This is a genomic window from Achromobacter sp. HZ01 (assembly GCF_003267925.1).
GTDB lineage: Bacteria > Pseudomonadota > Gammaproteobacteria > Burkholderiales > Burkholderiaceae_B > Achromobacter > Achromobacter pulmonis_A.
Map to the genome: position 1 here is coordinate 1,773,134 of NZ_LWKV01000001.1, position 14,839 is coordinate 1,787,972.

The 14,839-nt window shown below is 68.9% G+C and carries 12 protein-coding genes; 5 read left to right on the forward strand and 7 right to left on the reverse strand.

The window, feature by feature from the left end:
* Positions 1–128: 128 nt before the first annotated feature.
* Entirely contained in the window at positions 129–938 is an 810-nt protein-coding gene (locus A6B37_RS08265) for a DUF72 domain-containing protein (protein WP_111825439.1), read from the forward strand.
* 2 nt (positions 939–940) lie between these two features.
* Here A6B37_RS08265 and gorA read toward each other — a convergent pair whose 3' ends face one another.
* The 3 genes from gorA to nirK all read right to left on the reverse strand — a co-directional run bounded on the left by gorA (position 941) and on the right by nirK (position 3,865).
* Positions 941–2,299, reverse strand: a complete 1,359-nt coding sequence (gene gorA / locus A6B37_RS08270) for a glutathione-disulfide reductase (RefSeq protein ID WP_102771546.1) — start codon at positions 2,297–2,299, stop codon at positions 941–943.
* Positions 2,300–2,391: 92 nt separating this feature from the next.
* Positions 2,392–2,718 carry a c-type cytochrome gene (locus A6B37_RS08275; RefSeq protein ID WP_111825440.1) on the reverse strand — a complete coding sequence of 109 codons (327 nt, stop codon included), beginning with the start codon at positions 2,716–2,718 and terminating at the stop codon, positions 2,392–2,394.
* Positions 2,719–2,782: 64 nt separating this feature from the next.
* Complete coding sequence (gene nirK, locus A6B37_RS08280; RefSeq protein ID WP_102771548.1) at positions 2,783–3,865, reverse strand: copper-containing nitrite reductase; 1,083 nt, start codon at positions 3,863–3,865, stop codon at positions 2,783–2,785.
* Positions 3,866–4,061: 196 nt separating this feature from the next.
* Here nirK and A6B37_RS08285 point away from each other — a divergent pair, with 196 nt between their 5' ends.
* On the forward strand, positions 4,062–4,892 hold the full coding sequence (locus tag A6B37_RS08285) for a Crp/Fnr family transcriptional regulator (protein ID WP_102771549.1): 831 nt from the start codon (positions 4,062–4,064) through the stop codon (positions 4,890–4,892).
* Positions 4,893–4,939: 47 nt separating this feature from the next.
* Here the strand turns inward: A6B37_RS08285 and A6B37_RS08290 are convergent, their stop codons facing one another.
* Both A6B37_RS08290 and A6B37_RS08295 read right to left on the reverse strand, forming a co-directional pair.
* Positions 4,940–5,665 carry an SUMF1/EgtB/PvdO family nonheme iron enzyme gene (locus A6B37_RS08290; protein WP_246842436.1) on the reverse strand — a complete coding sequence of 242 codons (726 nt, stop codon included), beginning with the start codon at positions 5,663–5,665 and terminating at the stop codon, positions 4,940–4,942.
* A 196-nt stretch (positions 5,666–5,861) separates the two neighbouring features.
* Entirely contained in the window at positions 5,862–8,147 is a 2,286-nt protein-coding gene (locus A6B37_RS08295; protein ID WP_102771551.1) for a nitric-oxide reductase large subunit, read from the reverse strand.
* Between the two features lie 218 nt (positions 8,148–8,365).
* Here A6B37_RS08295 and A6B37_RS08300 point away from each other — a divergent pair, with 218 nt between their 5' ends.
* Positions 8,366–9,124: an amino acid racemase gene (locus tag A6B37_RS08300; RefSeq protein ID WP_111825442.1), complete on the forward strand. Its 759-nt coding sequence runs from the start codon at positions 8,366–8,368 to the stop codon at positions 9,122–9,124.
* Here the strand turns inward: A6B37_RS08300 and A6B37_RS08305 are convergent.
* Complete coding sequence (locus A6B37_RS08305; protein WP_102771553.1) at positions 9,072–9,782, reverse strand: Crp/Fnr family transcriptional regulator; 711 nt, start codon at positions 9,780–9,782, stop codon at positions 9,072–9,074. The genes A6B37_RS08300 and A6B37_RS08305 overlap by 53 nt on opposite strands.
* A 151-nt stretch (positions 9,783–9,933) precedes the next feature.
* Here A6B37_RS08305 and A6B37_RS08310 point away from each other — a divergent pair, with 151 nt between their 5' ends.
* Positions 9,934–11,589, forward strand: a complete 1,656-nt coding sequence (locus A6B37_RS08310) for an acyl-CoA synthetase (RefSeq protein WP_102771554.1) — start codon at positions 9,934–9,936, stop codon at positions 11,587–11,589.
* A 28-nt stretch (positions 11,590–11,617) separates the two neighbouring features.
* Complete coding sequence (locus tag A6B37_RS08315; protein ID WP_111825443.1) at positions 11,618–13,384, forward strand: acyl-CoA dehydrogenase; 1,767 nt, start codon at positions 11,618–11,620, stop codon at positions 13,382–13,384.
* Positions 13,385–13,551: 167 nt separating this feature from the next.
* On the opposite strand, the gene A6B37_RS08320 is transcribed toward A6B37_RS08315, so the two are convergent.
* Entirely contained in the window at positions 13,552–14,787 is a 1,236-nt protein-coding gene (locus A6B37_RS08320) for an MFS transporter (protein WP_246842399.1), read from the reverse strand.
* Positions 14,788–14,839 lie beyond the last annotated feature (52 nt).

Sequence of the window (14,839 nt, forward strand, 5' to 3'; positions counted from 1 at the left end):
AAGTGGGGAGCGTAGACAGACACCTTAGCGCAAAACGGTGGCGCAACAGAAACTTTCCCGCGGGGCGTTTACGCGCCAGTGGCGCCGGCGATACAGTTGAGCGGTCGGTTTTCCCTGGAGCGTCCGGAATGTCCCCACAACACCGCGCCGGCGCGATCCGCGTCGGCATAGGCGGCTGGACCTACCCCGCCTGGCGCGGCGTCTTCTACCCCGAAGACCTGCCCCACGCGCAGGAACTGGAATACGCCAGCCGCCAGCTCACCGCCATCGAAGTCAACGGCACCTACTACAGCAGCCAGAAACCCGCCACCTTCGCCAAGTGGCGCGACGCCACCCCGGACGGTTTCGTGTTCACGCTGAAGGCCTCGCGCTACGCGACCAACCGCCGGCAGCTGGCGGGCGCCAAGGATTCGGTCGAGCGCTTCGTGCACAGCGGCATCGCCGAGCTCGGCCCCAAGCTGGGCCCCATCGTCTGGCAGTTCGCGCCGACCAAGACCTTCGACGCCGAAGACTTCGGCGCTTTCCTGGAACTGCTGCCGGAGCGGGTGGACGGGCTGGCGCTGCGCCACGTGCTGGACGTGCGCCACCCCAGCTTCCTGTGCGAGGACTACCTGAGGCTGGCGCGCCGCCACCGCGCCGCCACCGTGTACACGGACAGCGACGACTACCCCTCGATGGCCGATTGCACGGCCGATTTCGTGTATGCGCGGCTGATGCGCGCCAGCGCCGGCTTCAAGGCCGGCTACGCGCCCAAGGCGCTGGACGCCTGGGCCGCGCGGTTGCAGGCCTGGGCCGGCGGCGCGCAGCCCGCCGACCTGCCGCGGGCCGGCGAGCCGGCCGGGGCCGCGGCGCAGCCGCGCGACGTCTACGCCTTTTTCATCAACGGCGCCAAGGAACGCGCGCCGGCGGCGGCGCGCGCCCTGATCGAGCGCTTGTAGGCTTATTGCGCGACCGGCGTGCGCAGGGTCACGAATTCCTCGGCGGCCGTGGGATGGATGCCGATGGTTTCGTCGAACACCTGCTTGGTCGCGCCGGCCTTCAGCGCCACCGCGATGCCCTGGATGATCTCGCCGGCGTCCGGGCCCACCATGTGCACGCCCAGCACGCGGTCGGTGTCGGCGTCGACGATCAGCTTCATCAGCGTCTTTTCCTGCGACTCGGTCAGGGTCAGCTTCATGGGACGGAAGCGGCTTTCGAACAGCTTGATCCGGTGGCCGGCGGCGCGGGCCTCTTCGGTCGTCATGCCCACCGTGCCGATGTTGGGCAGGCTGAACACCGCGGTCGGGATCAGCTGGTAATCCACCTTGCGGTATTCCTCCGGACGGAACAGGCGCCGCGCCACCGCCATGCCCTCGGCCAGCGCCACCGGCGTCAGCGGCACGCGGCCGATCACGTCGCCGATGGCCAGGATGGAAGGCTCGGCGGTACGGTACTCGTCATCCACCTGGATGAAGCCGTCGTCCTTGAGCCTGACGGCGGTGTTCTCCAGCCCCAGGTTGTCCAGCATGGGGCGCCGGCCGGTGGCGTAGAACACGCAATCGGTCTCGATCACCGAGCCGTCCTTGAGCGTGGCGGCCAACGTGCCGTCGGCCCGCTTGTCGATGCGCGCGACCTCGGCGTTGAAACGCAGGTCCACGCCTTTCTTCTCCAGTTCATCGCGCAGGTGCTCGCGCACGCCCTGGTCGAAGCCGCGCAGGAACAGCGGGCCGCGATAGGCCTGCACGGTCTGCGCGCCCATGCCGTTGAAGATCGAGGCGAATTCCACCGCGATGTAGCCGCCGCCCACCACCAGCACGCGGCGCGGCAGCGCCTCGAGGAAAAAGGCCTCGTTCGAGGTGATGGCATGTTCCTTGCCCGGAATGTCCGGCACCTGGGGCCAGCCGCCCGTGGCCACCAGGATGTGGGCGGCGCTGTAGGTCTTGCCGTTGACTTCGACCGTGTGCGGGTCCTGGATGCGGGCATGCCCTTCCAGCAGCGTCACGCCGCTGTTGACCAGCAGGTTGCGGTAGATGCCATTGAGACGCTCGATTTCACGATTCTTGTTGGCGATCAGGGTGGGCCAGTCGAACGCGGGTTCGCCGGCGTTCCAGCCGAAGCCCCGGGCCTGTTCGAAGTCTTCGCTGAAATGGGCGCCGTAGACCAGCAGCTTCTTGGGCACGCATCCCACGTTCACGCAGGTGCCGCCCAGGTAGCGGCTTTCCGCCACCGCCACGCGCGCCCCGAAACCGGCCGCGAAACGCGCCGCGCGCACGCCGCCCGACCCCGCGCCGATCACAAACAAGTCGAAATCAAATGCCATGATGTTTCCTTCGCGCCGCCGCAGGACCGCGCGTTCTGTGTCTGGGAAAACCGTATTTAACACCACGCGGCGGGCCGATGCGTCCTGCGTCCCTATTGTGCGGCGGCCATCATGAACTCCACGGCGGCGCGCAGCGCGGCCTCGTCGGCCGACGAGCCGCCGCGCGGCGGCATGGCGCCCTTGCCCTTCATGACCGTCGCCACCAGCGCGTCGGCGCCCTGGGCGATGAGCGGCGACCAGGCCTGCTTGTCGCCCAGCCTGGGCGCGTTGGCCACGCCGCTGGCGTGGCACACGAAACAGGCGGATTTGTAGACTTTTTCGCCGGCCGCATGGACGGTGGCCGAGGTTTCCGCCTGCGCCCATGAAGCCGGCAGGCCGGCCAGTGCGGCCGCCAGCAGAATGCGTCGTAATGTGGACATGGCAAAGCTCCGTCGGAAGATCTCTGGGGGTGAAGGCCGGACGCGGGCGCCCGGCCCCGGACGTTCAGCGCGGGATCGGGCCCGGAGCCTTGATCTGCTTCATCAGGTCGTCGTTCCACTTGCCCTCGACCTTGATGTGGCCGGCCGCCCCCAGCTCGAAGGCTTCGATCAGGTTGTGGTTCAGGTAGGCGTACACGCCCGGCTGCTTGAAGGTGTAGAGCGCCGCGCCCGCCGAGCCGCCGCGGATGAACCAGGTCTCCAGGTCACGCTGCGGCGGATTGGCGAACTTGCCGGTTTCCCAGACCCAGTCGCCGTGGCCGCCGATCAGATGCGGACGCGTGTCGCGGTTGGCCTGCGAATGGATCAGCATCACGGTTTCGCCGACCTTGGCCTGCAGCGCGTTGGCCCCGGTCAGCGCGCCCACCTTGCCGTTGAACACGATGTGCGACGGCGTAAGCGTGCGCATCACCTCGACCGTGTCGGCGTAGCTTTCCACCAGCGTGGCGTAGTCCTTGTACTTGCCGTTTTCGTCCTTGGGGATGTAGAGGTCGAATTCGCCTATCGTGTAGACGCGGTCGTAGCGCAGCGGCTTGCCTTCCGGGTCTTTCAGGCCGTCGCGCGGCAGCACCATCAGCACGCCGCTCATGCCGGCCACCACGTGCCACGGCACCATGCCTTCGGGCGCGCAGTGGTACACGAAGGTGCCGGTCCGGTCGGCCTTGAAGCGCAGCGTGGCCTGCTGGCCCGGATCGACGTTGGTCAGCTTGGCGCCGCCCAGCGCGCCGGTGGCGGCGTGGAAGTCCACGTTGTGGCGCATGGCGTTGGTGGCGGGGTTGACCAGCGTCAGCTCGACGTAGTCGCCCTCGTGCACCACCAGCGTCGGGCCGGGCATGGACCCGTTGAACGTCATGGCCTGAAGCGTGGTGCCCTTGTCGTCGATGACCATCTTCTTTTCCTCGATGCTCATTTCGAATTCGACCACTTTCGGGCCCGACGTCGCGACCTGCTCGTGCGGGTGGACCATCGGCGGGGCGACCAGCGTGACCTTGGCGCGCGGCAGCTTGTCGGCATCCTGCGCGAACACGGCCGTCGCGGCCAGCGTGAAAGCCAGCGCCGCAGCCAGCAAGGGGGGCCGTAGTGCGTTCATATCCAGCTCCTTATCCAGTTCTTCAATCGCCGGGAAAGCCGGCACCCCTATTGAAGAACCGACGCAGGCGCCGTTCTTTGCTGTAGCGCAAACTCGAAGGCGGGCGCGCGCGCCGGGCGCATTGTCAGCGCGGGACTGCGGTGTCAACATGAAGCCATGGAGATTCGTCCGTCTCCCCCCGTTTTCTAGGACCGCCATGCCTTCCCCGCTTTGTCACGCGCTGCTGCGCAACCTGGAGATCTTCAAGCCTCTTTCCGATGCGCAATTGAAGTCCGCGTTGCGCGGCGCCCAGCCTTGCCGGCTGGTCGCCGGCGCCGCCGCCTACCGCCAGGGCGGCATCGCCTCGCACTTCTTCGTGCTGCTCAGCGGCCGGCTGAAAGTGGCGCAGATCACCGCCGACGGCGAACAGGTGGTGGTGCGCTACGTCAACCCGGGCGACATGTTCGGACTGGCCCGCGCCATGCGCCAATCGCGCTATCCCGCCACCGTGCAGGCCGTGCTGGAAAGCGTGTGCCTGGCCTGGCCGGACGAGTTGTGGGAGCGTTTCGTGGGCAACCATCCGCAGCTCGGCGCGATGGCGCTGCAGACCATGGGCCAGCGCCTGCAGGACGCGCACCTGCGCATCCAGGAACTGTCCACCGACGAGGTCGAGCAGCGCGTGGCGCGCACGCTGTTGCGCCTGGTGGAAAGCGCCGGCCAGCCCACCGCCGGCGGCATCGGCATCAGTTTTCCGATCACGCGCCAGGACATCGCGGAAATGACGGGCACCACGCTGCACACCGTCAGCCGCCTGCTGAGCGACTGGCGCCAGCGCGGGATCGTCGACGGCAGCCGCAAGCGCATCGTGCTGCGCTCGCCGGCCGCGCTGGCGCGCGTCTGCAGCGACGCCCAGGCCGCGCCCGACTGTTCGGGCTGTACTTCCTGCCTGGACGGCCCGCCGCCGGCCGAGCCGCCGCCCGCGCAGCGCCGTAGGATGGGTGCAGCGCGAGCGTTCTTGAGCGAGGACGCCTATCTCGAACGCGCGTAACCCATCAGGCGGCCCCAGCCGCCGGGTTTCGCAGCAAAACTCCAACATCAGCCCGCGACGGCAGCCTCGTCCAGCACCAGCCTCAGGCCCAGGTTGGCCGGCGGCAGGCCGACCGAGCAGGCCCCGCTCTTGGGATCGCGGATGAAGTCCGGCAGGTAGGCCACGTGGCGCCCGGCCGCGATCCGGATGCCGCAGTTGCGGCCGCCGTCGGCCTCGCCGGCCGGCGCGTCCAGGACCCGCACCGCATGGCAGTCGCTGGTCCAGTCCCACACGCTGCCGGCCATGTCCATCAGGCCGCTTGCGTTCTCGCCGTAGGCGCCGAACGCGCGCACCTCGGCGTCCTCCCGCTGGCGGTTGCTCTGCGCGTCGTATTCGGCCAGCCAGCGTTGGGCGGGATCGTCGCCGGCGTCGGGCAGCGCAGCCTGCTCGCGAAAGGCTTCGCCGGCCGCGTAAACCCATTCCGGATAGGTGGGCAGGCGCCAGCGCCGCCCGGTGCGCGCCGACAGCCAGGCCGCATACGCCGACGCATCGGTCCAGCTGACGCCCACCGCCGGCATGTCAGGCGCGCCCGCGCCTCGATGCGCGCCGTCCAGCGGCTTGCAGCCGCCCGCCTTCACGCAGGCCGCGTATTCGGCCTGGCTGACCTGGTGTTTCATGATGGACAGCCCGCGCGGAAAACGCGCCGTCAGCGGCGCCGGGGTCACCGGATAGCCGCCGCGCAGCGTCGTGTCGGAAGGCCGGTACGACACTTCGCCGGCCGGCAGCCGCAGCACCTGCGGCAAGGACGCAGGGGCCCGGTCTGCGGGCCCGCATGCGGTCAACGATAAGAGGATTGCGGCGATCGACAGGCTGCGCACGGACGAGGCTCCGGTTGCGTTCCGGGGCGGGACGCCCCGGGACCTGGATCTATTGGACCGGCTCCCGCCGCCGCCCTCTTTGCGCTGGCGCAATGAGGGCGGCGAACCGGGATCAGCCGCGGGCCGGACGGGCCTGCAGCCGCGGCTCGTTGGGCACGGCGCGGCCGCTCAGCAGGCCCAGGATGACCTGCACCACCATCGCCAGCGCGCCCAGCAGGAACACCACGTCGCCGAAGGTGCGGCCCCAGCGCAGGTTCTGCAGGATCTCCTGCTGCATGAAGGCTTCGCTGCGCGCGTACCACATGCCCTCGCTCACGCTGGCCTGGAACTGGATCAGTCCGATCGGCAGCAGGCTGGTGAAGATCATCAGCGCCAGGCCGATGTTCAGCCCCCAGAACGCCAGCTTCATCAGGCCGGGGTTGAGCGTGTAGTGCGGACGGATGTAGCGCAGCACCATGAGCGTGAAGCCCAGCGCCAGGAAGCCGTACACCCCGAACAGCGCGGCGTGCGCGTGGACCGGCGTGGTGTTCAGGCCCTGGATGTAGAACAGCGACACCGGCGGGTTGATCATGAAGCCGAATACGCCCGCGCCCAGCATGTTCCAGAAGGCCACCGCGACAAAGCACATCAGCGGCCACTTCAGGTTGTTCATCCACGGCGCGCGCGACTTCAGGCGCCAGTTTTCCCAGGCCTCGTGGCCCAGCACGATCAGCGGCACCACTTCCAGCGCCGAGAAGCTCGCGCCCACCGCCATCACCGGCGTGGTGGCGCCGGCGAAATACAGGTGGTGGAAGGTGCCCGGCACGCCGCCCAGCATGAACAGCGAGGCCGAGGCCAGGCTGGCGGTGGTGGCCATGCGGCGCGACACCAGGCCCATGGTCGAGAAGATGAAGGCCAGCGCGGTGGTGGCGAAGACTTCGAAGAAGCCCTCGACCCACAGGTGCACGATCCACCAGCGCCAGTATTCCATGATCGTCAGGTGGGTGCGCTCGCCGTAGAAGAAGCCGGCGCCGTAGAACAGGCCGATGGCGCCCGTCGACGCAGTCAGCAGCGCCAGCAGGTTCTTGTCGGTGCCCTTGGTGCGCAGCGCCGGCACGATGCCGCGCAGCATCAACACCAGCCAGAAGCACAGGCCCACGTACTTGCCGATCTGCCACAGGCGGCCGAGGTCCACGTACTCATAGCCCTGATGGCCCAGCCAGAAGTTCAGGTTCGGCGGCATGATCTGGGCGATCGCCAGGTAATTGCCGATGTACGAACCGACCACCACGACCACCAGCGCCCAGAACAGGATGTCGACGCCCAGCTTCTGGTACTTGGGATCGCGCCCGCCGTTGATCACCGGCGCCAGGAACAGCCCGGCCGCCAGGAAGCCGCTGGCGATCCAGAACAGCGCGCTCTGGATGTGCCAGGTGCGCACCAGCGAGTATGGGAACCACTGCGACAGGTCGACGCCGTAGAACTTCTGCCCTTCGACGGTGTAGTGCGCGGTGAAGCCGCCCAGAAGCACCTGGAACCCGAACAGCGCCGCGACCAGGAACACGTACTTGCCCAGCGCCCGCTGCGAGGGCGTGAGCGCGAAGCTGGTCAACGGATCCTTGGCGGGCGCCTCGGGTTCCGGCTCTTCCTCGCCGCGCAGGAACGCCCAGGCCCACACCAGCAGGCCGATGCCGGCCAGCAGCACCACCACGCTGACGATGGACCAGACAATGTTCTCGGTGCTGGGCGTGTTGCCGATCAGCGGCTCGTGCGGCCAGTTGTTCGTGTAAGTGACGTCCTGGCCCGGGCGCTCGGTCGCCGCGGCCCACGCGGTCCAGAAGAAGAACTGCGTGAGCTGCGCGCGCCGCGCCGGATCGGGCAGGGTGTTTTCCTTCATGGCGTAGCTTTCGCGGGTGCGATGCTGCGACGGCGCGTCGGAGAACAGCAGGTCGTAGTAGGCCGCCGTCTGCGCCATCGCCCGCGCGCGGCGCGGACTGACCGTGAGCGTGTCGGTCGCGGCGTCGGTGCCGTTGCCGCGGTATTCGGCCTTCAGGGCCTCGCGCAGCGCGGCCTGCTCGGGCGTGGACAACTGCGCGTAGTCCTTGCCGTGCGCGTCGCGCGCGGCCAGGTCCAGCCAGGCCGTCAGTTCGCGGTGCAGCCAGTCGGCCGTCCAGTCGGGCGCCTGGTAGGCGCCGTGCCCCCAGATCGATCCCAGCTGCATGCCGCCGATCGATTGCCAGGCGGTCTGGCCGTCCAGGATGTCGTCACGGCCGAACAGGCGGGTGCCGTCGGCCGACACCACCTGGCCGGGGATCGGCGGCGCCTTTCGGTAGACTTCGCCGCCATAGAAACCCAGCAGTGCGAATGTGATCGTCAGCACGGCGATCAGCGTGAACCATAATTTCCGATACGGACCCATGATGGGAACGCCCTCCAGTGTTGCGGTTTTTGGGTACGCTCCTATATGCGAATTCCGTGCCAGAAAAATTTCCCTTTAAATCAATGGATTGTGATTTATCGGGTTTTTTTTACCGTGATACATAAGGGTATAAATAACTCCTTAAAGGTCATTTCTACCCTCTTGCGCCATTTACGATGGCGCAGCCTCTTCCCGTCCCTCTACAAGGAGCCGACCGCATGGTGACCGCAAGCGACAACCCCGCCCCCTTGCATATCGGCATCGTGGCCTGCTCGGCCGAAGGCGCGGCGCTGTGCTATCGCACGCTGTGCGCCGAAGGCGCGCAGCGCCTGGGTCCGCACGCGCACCCCGAGATCTCGCTGCATACGCATTCGCTGGCCGACTACGTGGCCTGCCTGGACCGCGGCGATCTGGACGGCGTGGGCGCGCTGATGCTGTCCTCGGCGCACAAGCTGGCGCGCGCCGGCGCCGATTTCCTGATCTGCCCCGACAACACCATCCACCAGGCGCTGGACCCGATATTGGCGCGCTCGCCGCTGCCCTGGCTGCACATCGCCGCGGAAGTCGCCGCCCAGGCGCAGGCGCGCGGCCACCGCCGCCTCGGCATCCTGGGCACGCGCTGGCTGGCCGACAGCGAGGTCTACCCGGACAAGCTGGCCGAACGCGGGCTGCAATGGCTGCGCCCCGAACCGCAGGACCGCGCGCTGGTGGGCCGCATCATCATGGACGAACTGGTGTACGGCGTCTTCAAGCCCGAATCGGTGGCGCGGCTGCAAGCCGTGGTCGAGCGCCTGCGCGCGGCCGGCTGCGACGCCGTGGTGCTGGGCTGCACCGAACTGCCGCTGGTGCTGGACGACGCCAATTGCGCGCTGCCCACGCTGGACTCCACCCGCATCCTGGCGCGCGCCGCGCTGGCCCGCGCGCTCAGATCTGCTCCAGCCCGTACTGGCGCAGGCGCTCCAGGTCCAGCACCTTGATCTGGTTGTAGGCCAGCGCCAGCATGTCCTGGTCGGCCAGGGCCTGCAGCGCCTGATTGACCCGCTGGCGCGACAGGCCGGTGAGATAGCCCAGCTCCTCCTGCGAAATCGCCAGGGTCAGGTCGGTGGACGGATACAGCCGCGGATTGAACAACTGCGCCAGCGACTGCGCCACCCGCGCGTCCGCGTCCAGCAGGCGGTGGTTCTGGATGGAGGCGATGAATTCGCCCATGCGGTCGTTCAGCTGGCCGATGACGAAATGCGAAAACGGCAGGCTGGCCGCCAGCAGCGCGTGGAAGGTCGCCGCCGGCACCAGCAGCACCAGCGAGGGCTGGATGGCCACCACGTCGTACTTGCGCAATTCGCGCTTGATCACGCTGCCCTCGCCGAACCAGCCGCCCGGCGGCACGCCCGAAAACGTACAGCTGCGCCCCGACTCGTTGTAGATGGCCAGTTTGAGCAGGCCCGTATGCACGCCCAGCCAGTAATCCGAGGGCGCGTTGCGCCGCGCGATCCAGGCGCCGGCGTCCACGCGCTCGGCGCGCGAGCTCGCCAGGACCAGCTCCTGGTGTTCGGCCTGCAGCGCGCCGAACCAGGCGCAGGCGGCGAACAACGGCGCCGGTTCTTCGGCGGAAACGATGTTTGAAACGTCGGACATGGGAAGATCCGTGTAAAACTCGAGATGGGTCTGTCATGCAGGTGACAGACTGCATTTTCCGGCCGCCGATAAGCTCTAGCAAGCGACGCGGAACAAACGCCCTCCGCGCAAAGAATATCCGGGTGCCTTCCGCATCCGACAGGAGACAAGCATGAGCAGCATGTACGAGCACGGCCTCGCGCGCCGCGAGGCCAATTACACGCCCCTGACGCCGGTGGATTTCATCGCCCGCGCCGCCGAAGTGTATGGGCAGCGCCTGGCCGTGGTCCACGGCAAGGTGCGGCGCAACTGGGCCCAGACCTACGAACGCGCGCAGCGCCTGGCCGGCGCGCTGGAGCAGGCCGGCGTGCGGCGCGGCGATACGGTCGCGGTCATGCTGCCCAACATCCCCGCCATGGTCGAGGCCCACTTCGGCGTGCCCATGCTGGGCGCGGTGCTCAACACCCTGAACACGCGGCTGGACATTCCCAGCGTGCTGTTCATGCTGGGCCACGGCGAGGCCCGGGCGCTGATCGTGGACACGGAATACGCCGAGGTCGCGCGCCGCGCCGTGGCCGAGTATCCCCACCTGAAACTGATTTCGGTGCACGACCTGGAGAGCGCGCCCGCCGCCCTGCCCGGCGCGATCGACTACGAAGACTTCCTGGCCGCCGCGCCGGCGCGCTACGACTGGCAGCCGCCGGCCGACGAATGGGACGCCATCGCGCTGAACTACACGTCCGGCACCACCGGCGATCCCAAGGGCGTGGTCTACCACTACCGCGGCGCCTATCTCAACGCGGTCAGCAACATCCTCGAATGGGACATGCCCAAGCATCCGGTCTATCTGTGGACCCTGCCCATGTTCCATTGCAACGGCTGGTGTTTCCCGTGGACGGTGGCCGCGCGCGCGGGCGTCAACGTCTGTCTGCGCAAGGTCGACCCCAAGATGGTGTTCGACCTGATCCGCGACGAAGGCGTGACCCATTACTGCGGCGCGCCCATCGTGCAAAGCGCGCTGGCCAACGCGCCGGCCGAAATGCGGGCGGGCATCCGGCACACCGTGCGCACCATGGTCGCCGGCGCGGCGCCGGCGCCGGCCGTCATCGCCAAGATGCGCGACATCGGTTTCGAGCTGACCCACGTCTACGGCCTGACCGAGGTCTACGGCCCGGCGGCCGTGTGCGCGCGCCAGGACGCCTGGGACGCGCTGGAAGACGAGCAGCGCGCGCTGCTCACCGCCCGCCAGGGCGTGCGCTACCACCTGCAGGCCGGCGTGTCGGTGCGCGACCCGGAAACCATGGAACCGGTGCCGCCCGACGAGCAGACCGTGGGCGAAGTCATGTTCCGCGGCAACATCTGCATGAAGGGCTACCTGAAGAACGAGCGCGCCACCGACGCCGCGTTCGCCGGCGGCTGGTTCCACACCGGCGACCTCGGCGTGATGACGGCCGACGGCTACGTCCGCATCAAGGACCGCAGCAAGGACATCATCATCTCGGGCGGCGAGAACATCTCCAGCATCGAAGTCGAGGATGCGCTCTACCGCCATCCCGCGGTGGCGGCGGCCGCGGTGGTGGCCATGCCCGATCCCAAGTGGGGCGAAACCCCGTGCGCCTTCATCGAGCTCAAGCCCGGCTGCAGCGCCACCGCCGAGGAAATCATCGCGCATTGCAGAAGCCTGCTGCCGGGCTTCAAGGTCCCGCGCGCGGTGCGCTTCGGCGAACTGCCCAAGACCTCCACCGGCAAGATCCAGAAGTTCGAACTGCGCGCCGCCGTGGGCGCGACCTCGGCCATCGACCTGGCCGCCCCGGGCAAGACGGCCTGACCACACCCCATCCAGGAGCGCCAACGCAATGACGTACCAAGCCCCCGTGAAAGACATGCTGTTCGTGCTGAACCGCCTGGCCGGCCTGCCCCAGGTGGCCGCCCTGCCCGGCTTCGAGGAAGCCACGCCCGACACCGTGCAGGCCGTGCTGGAGGAATCCGCGCGCTACGCCGGCGACGTGCTGGCGCCGCTGAACCAGCCGGCCGACCGCGAGCCCAGCGCCTGGCGCGATGGCGCGGTGACCACCTCGCCCGGCTTCAAGCAGGCCTTCCGCCAGTACGCCGAAGCCGGCTGGCAGGGCATGACCCATCCGGTCGAGTACGGCGGCCAGGGCCTGCCGGGGCTGCTGGGCTCGCCCTGCTCCGAGATGCTCAACGCCGCCAACCTGTCTTTCGCGCTGTGCCCGCTGCTGACCAACGGCGCGATCGAGGCGCTGCTGACCGCCGGCTCGCCCGAGCTGCGCGAGCGCTACATCGGCCCCATGATCGAAGGCCGCTGGACCGGGACCATGAACCTGACCGAGCCGCAGGCCGGCTCCGACCTGGCCATGATCCGCTCTCGCGCGCAGCCCGCGGACGACGGCACCTACCGGATCTCCGGCACCAAGATCTTCATCACCTATGGCGAACATGATCTCGCCGAGAACATCGTGCACCTGGTGCTGGCCCGCCTGCCCGACGCGCCCGAAGGGGTCAAGGGCATTTCGCTTTTCCTGGTGCCCAAGTTCCTGGTCAACGAGGACGGCACGCTGGGCGCGCGCAACGACGTGCAATGCGTGTCGATCGAGCACAAGCTGGGCATCAAGGCCAGCCCCACCGCGACCTTGCAGTTCGGCGACGCCGGCGGCGCGGTGGGCTATCTGGTGGGCCAGGAAAACCGCGGCCTGGACGCCATGTTCATCATGATGAACGCCGCCCGCTACGCCGTCGGCGTGCAGGGCATCGCCGTCGCCGACCGCGCCTATCAGCATGCGCAGGCCTATGCCGCCGAGCGCGTGCAGAGCCGGCCGGTGGACGGCTCCTCGCGCGAGGCCGTGCCCATCATCCAGCACCCCGACGTGCGCCGCATGCTGGGCACCATGCGCGCGCTGACCGAGGCCGGCCGCGCGCTGGCCTACGTCACCGCCGGCCATGCCGACCTGGCCCACGCCAGCCCCGACGCCGAAGCGCGCAAGCGCCACCTGGCGGTCCAGGAATTCCTGGTTCCCATCGTCAAGGGCTGGTGCACCGAGATGTCGATCGACGTGGCCAGCCTCGGCGTGCAGGTGCATGGCGGCATGGGCTTCATCGAGGAAACCGGCGCCGCGCAGTACTACCGCGACGCCCGCATCCTCACCATCTACGAAGGCACCACCGCGATCCAGGCCAACGACCTGGTGGGCCGCAAGACCCTGCGCGACGGCGGCGCCGTCGCCCGCGCCCTGCTGGCCGAAGTCCGCCAGACCGAAGCGGCGCTGGAGGCCAGCGGCGATCCCGCCGCGGCCCGCATGCTCGCGCCCCTGCGCCGGGCCAGCGCGGCGCTGTCCGACGCCGTCGATTTCGTGCTGGCCAACGCCGCCAGCCATCCCAACGCGGTGTTCGGCGCCGCCGTGCCCTACCTGCTGCTGGCCGGCACCACCCTGGCCGGCTGGCAGATGGCGCGCGCCCTGCTCGCCAGCCTGGCGCACCGCGACGAAGACCCGGCGTTCCACGACGCCAAGATCGCCACCGCGCAATGCTATGCGCTGCACAAGCTGAGCCAGGCGCCGGGGCTGGCGGCGGTGGTGCTGGGGTCGAAGGATTACGCGATGCCTTGATTGGGGTGTGTATGGCCGCCCCCCCAAGCGTAGGATGGGTGCAGCGCGGGAATCCTTGAAGAAGAACGCGAACACCCAGCGCGCGTAACCCATCAGGCGGCGATAGCCGCCGTTTTCCGCGGCAAGAAAAAAACGCCGGCTCCCGCCGGCCGATGGGTTACGCGCGTTCAACGATGGATTTCTTGTGCCGCCTGTCTCGCGCTGCACCCATCCACATCCCGCACGCTTGCGCGGCGCGGCAGCGTCAGCGCCCAGAACGCCAGCGCCGCCAGGCTGATCGCCGCGCCCAGCGCGCAGACGCCCGGCCATCCGGCCTGCGCGTATACCGCGGTCGAGGCGATCGAGCCCAGGCCGCTGCCGGCGGCGTAGAACATCATGTAGCCGCCCACCAGGCGGCTGTGCGCCTGGGCGCTGATGCCGAAAATCAAGGCCTGGTTGGTGACGTGCAGCGCCTGCAAGGCCACGTCCAGGACCAGCACGCCCAGCGCCAGCAGCCACAGGCTGTGTTCCAGCAATGCGATCGGCGCCCACGACAGGCACAACAGCGCCAGGCCCGCCGCCGTGGTGCGCTCGCCCAGCCCGCGATCGGCCAGCCGGCCGGCGCCGGCGGCCATCAGCACGCCGACCACGCCCACCAGCCCGAAGGCGCCCACCGCCGTATGCGTCAGCGAATGGGGCGGTGCGCTCAAGGGCAGCACCAGCGCGGTCCAGAACGCGCTGAAGGCGGCGAACATCAGCATCGCGATCGTGCCGCGCACGCGCAGCACGCGCTCTGACGCGAGCAAGTCGTAGAGCGAACGCAGCAGCGCCCAGTAGCCCAGGTCCACCGTGGGCAGGCGGCGGCGCGGCAGGCGATAGGCCAGCACCACCGCAAGCGCCGCCGCCAGCGCGGCCGACACCAGGTACACCGCGCGCCAGCCCCAGGCGTCGGCCACCACGCCGGCCAGCACCCGGGCCAGCAACAGCCCGGTCACCACGCCGCCCTGCGCGGCCCCGACCACGCGGCCGCGTTCGCCCGGCGCGGCCAGCGCCGCCGACAGCGCCAGCAGGCCCTGCGTCATCGCCGTGCCCAGCAGGCCCAGCGCGACCATGCCGGCCAGCAGCCAGGGCGCGGCGGGCGCGACCGCCACGGCCGCCAGCGCCAGCACCAGCAGCCCGAGCTGGCCGATCATCAGGCGACGGCGGTCCAGCAGGTCGCCCAGCGGCACCACGAACAGCAGCGCCAGCGCGCAGCCCAGCTGCGTGGCCGTCACCACCACGCCCACCGCCGCCTCGGACAGGCCGAACTCGCGGCCGATGGCGTCCAGCAGCGGCTGCGCGTAATACACGTTGGCCACGCTCAGGGCGCAGGCCACCGCAAGCAGCAGCACCAGCGAACGCGGCATGGGAGAGTCGTCGGACATGGCGATTCCTTTTGGTTTCATTACAAAACCAGAATACTAGGATTCAAGGTTT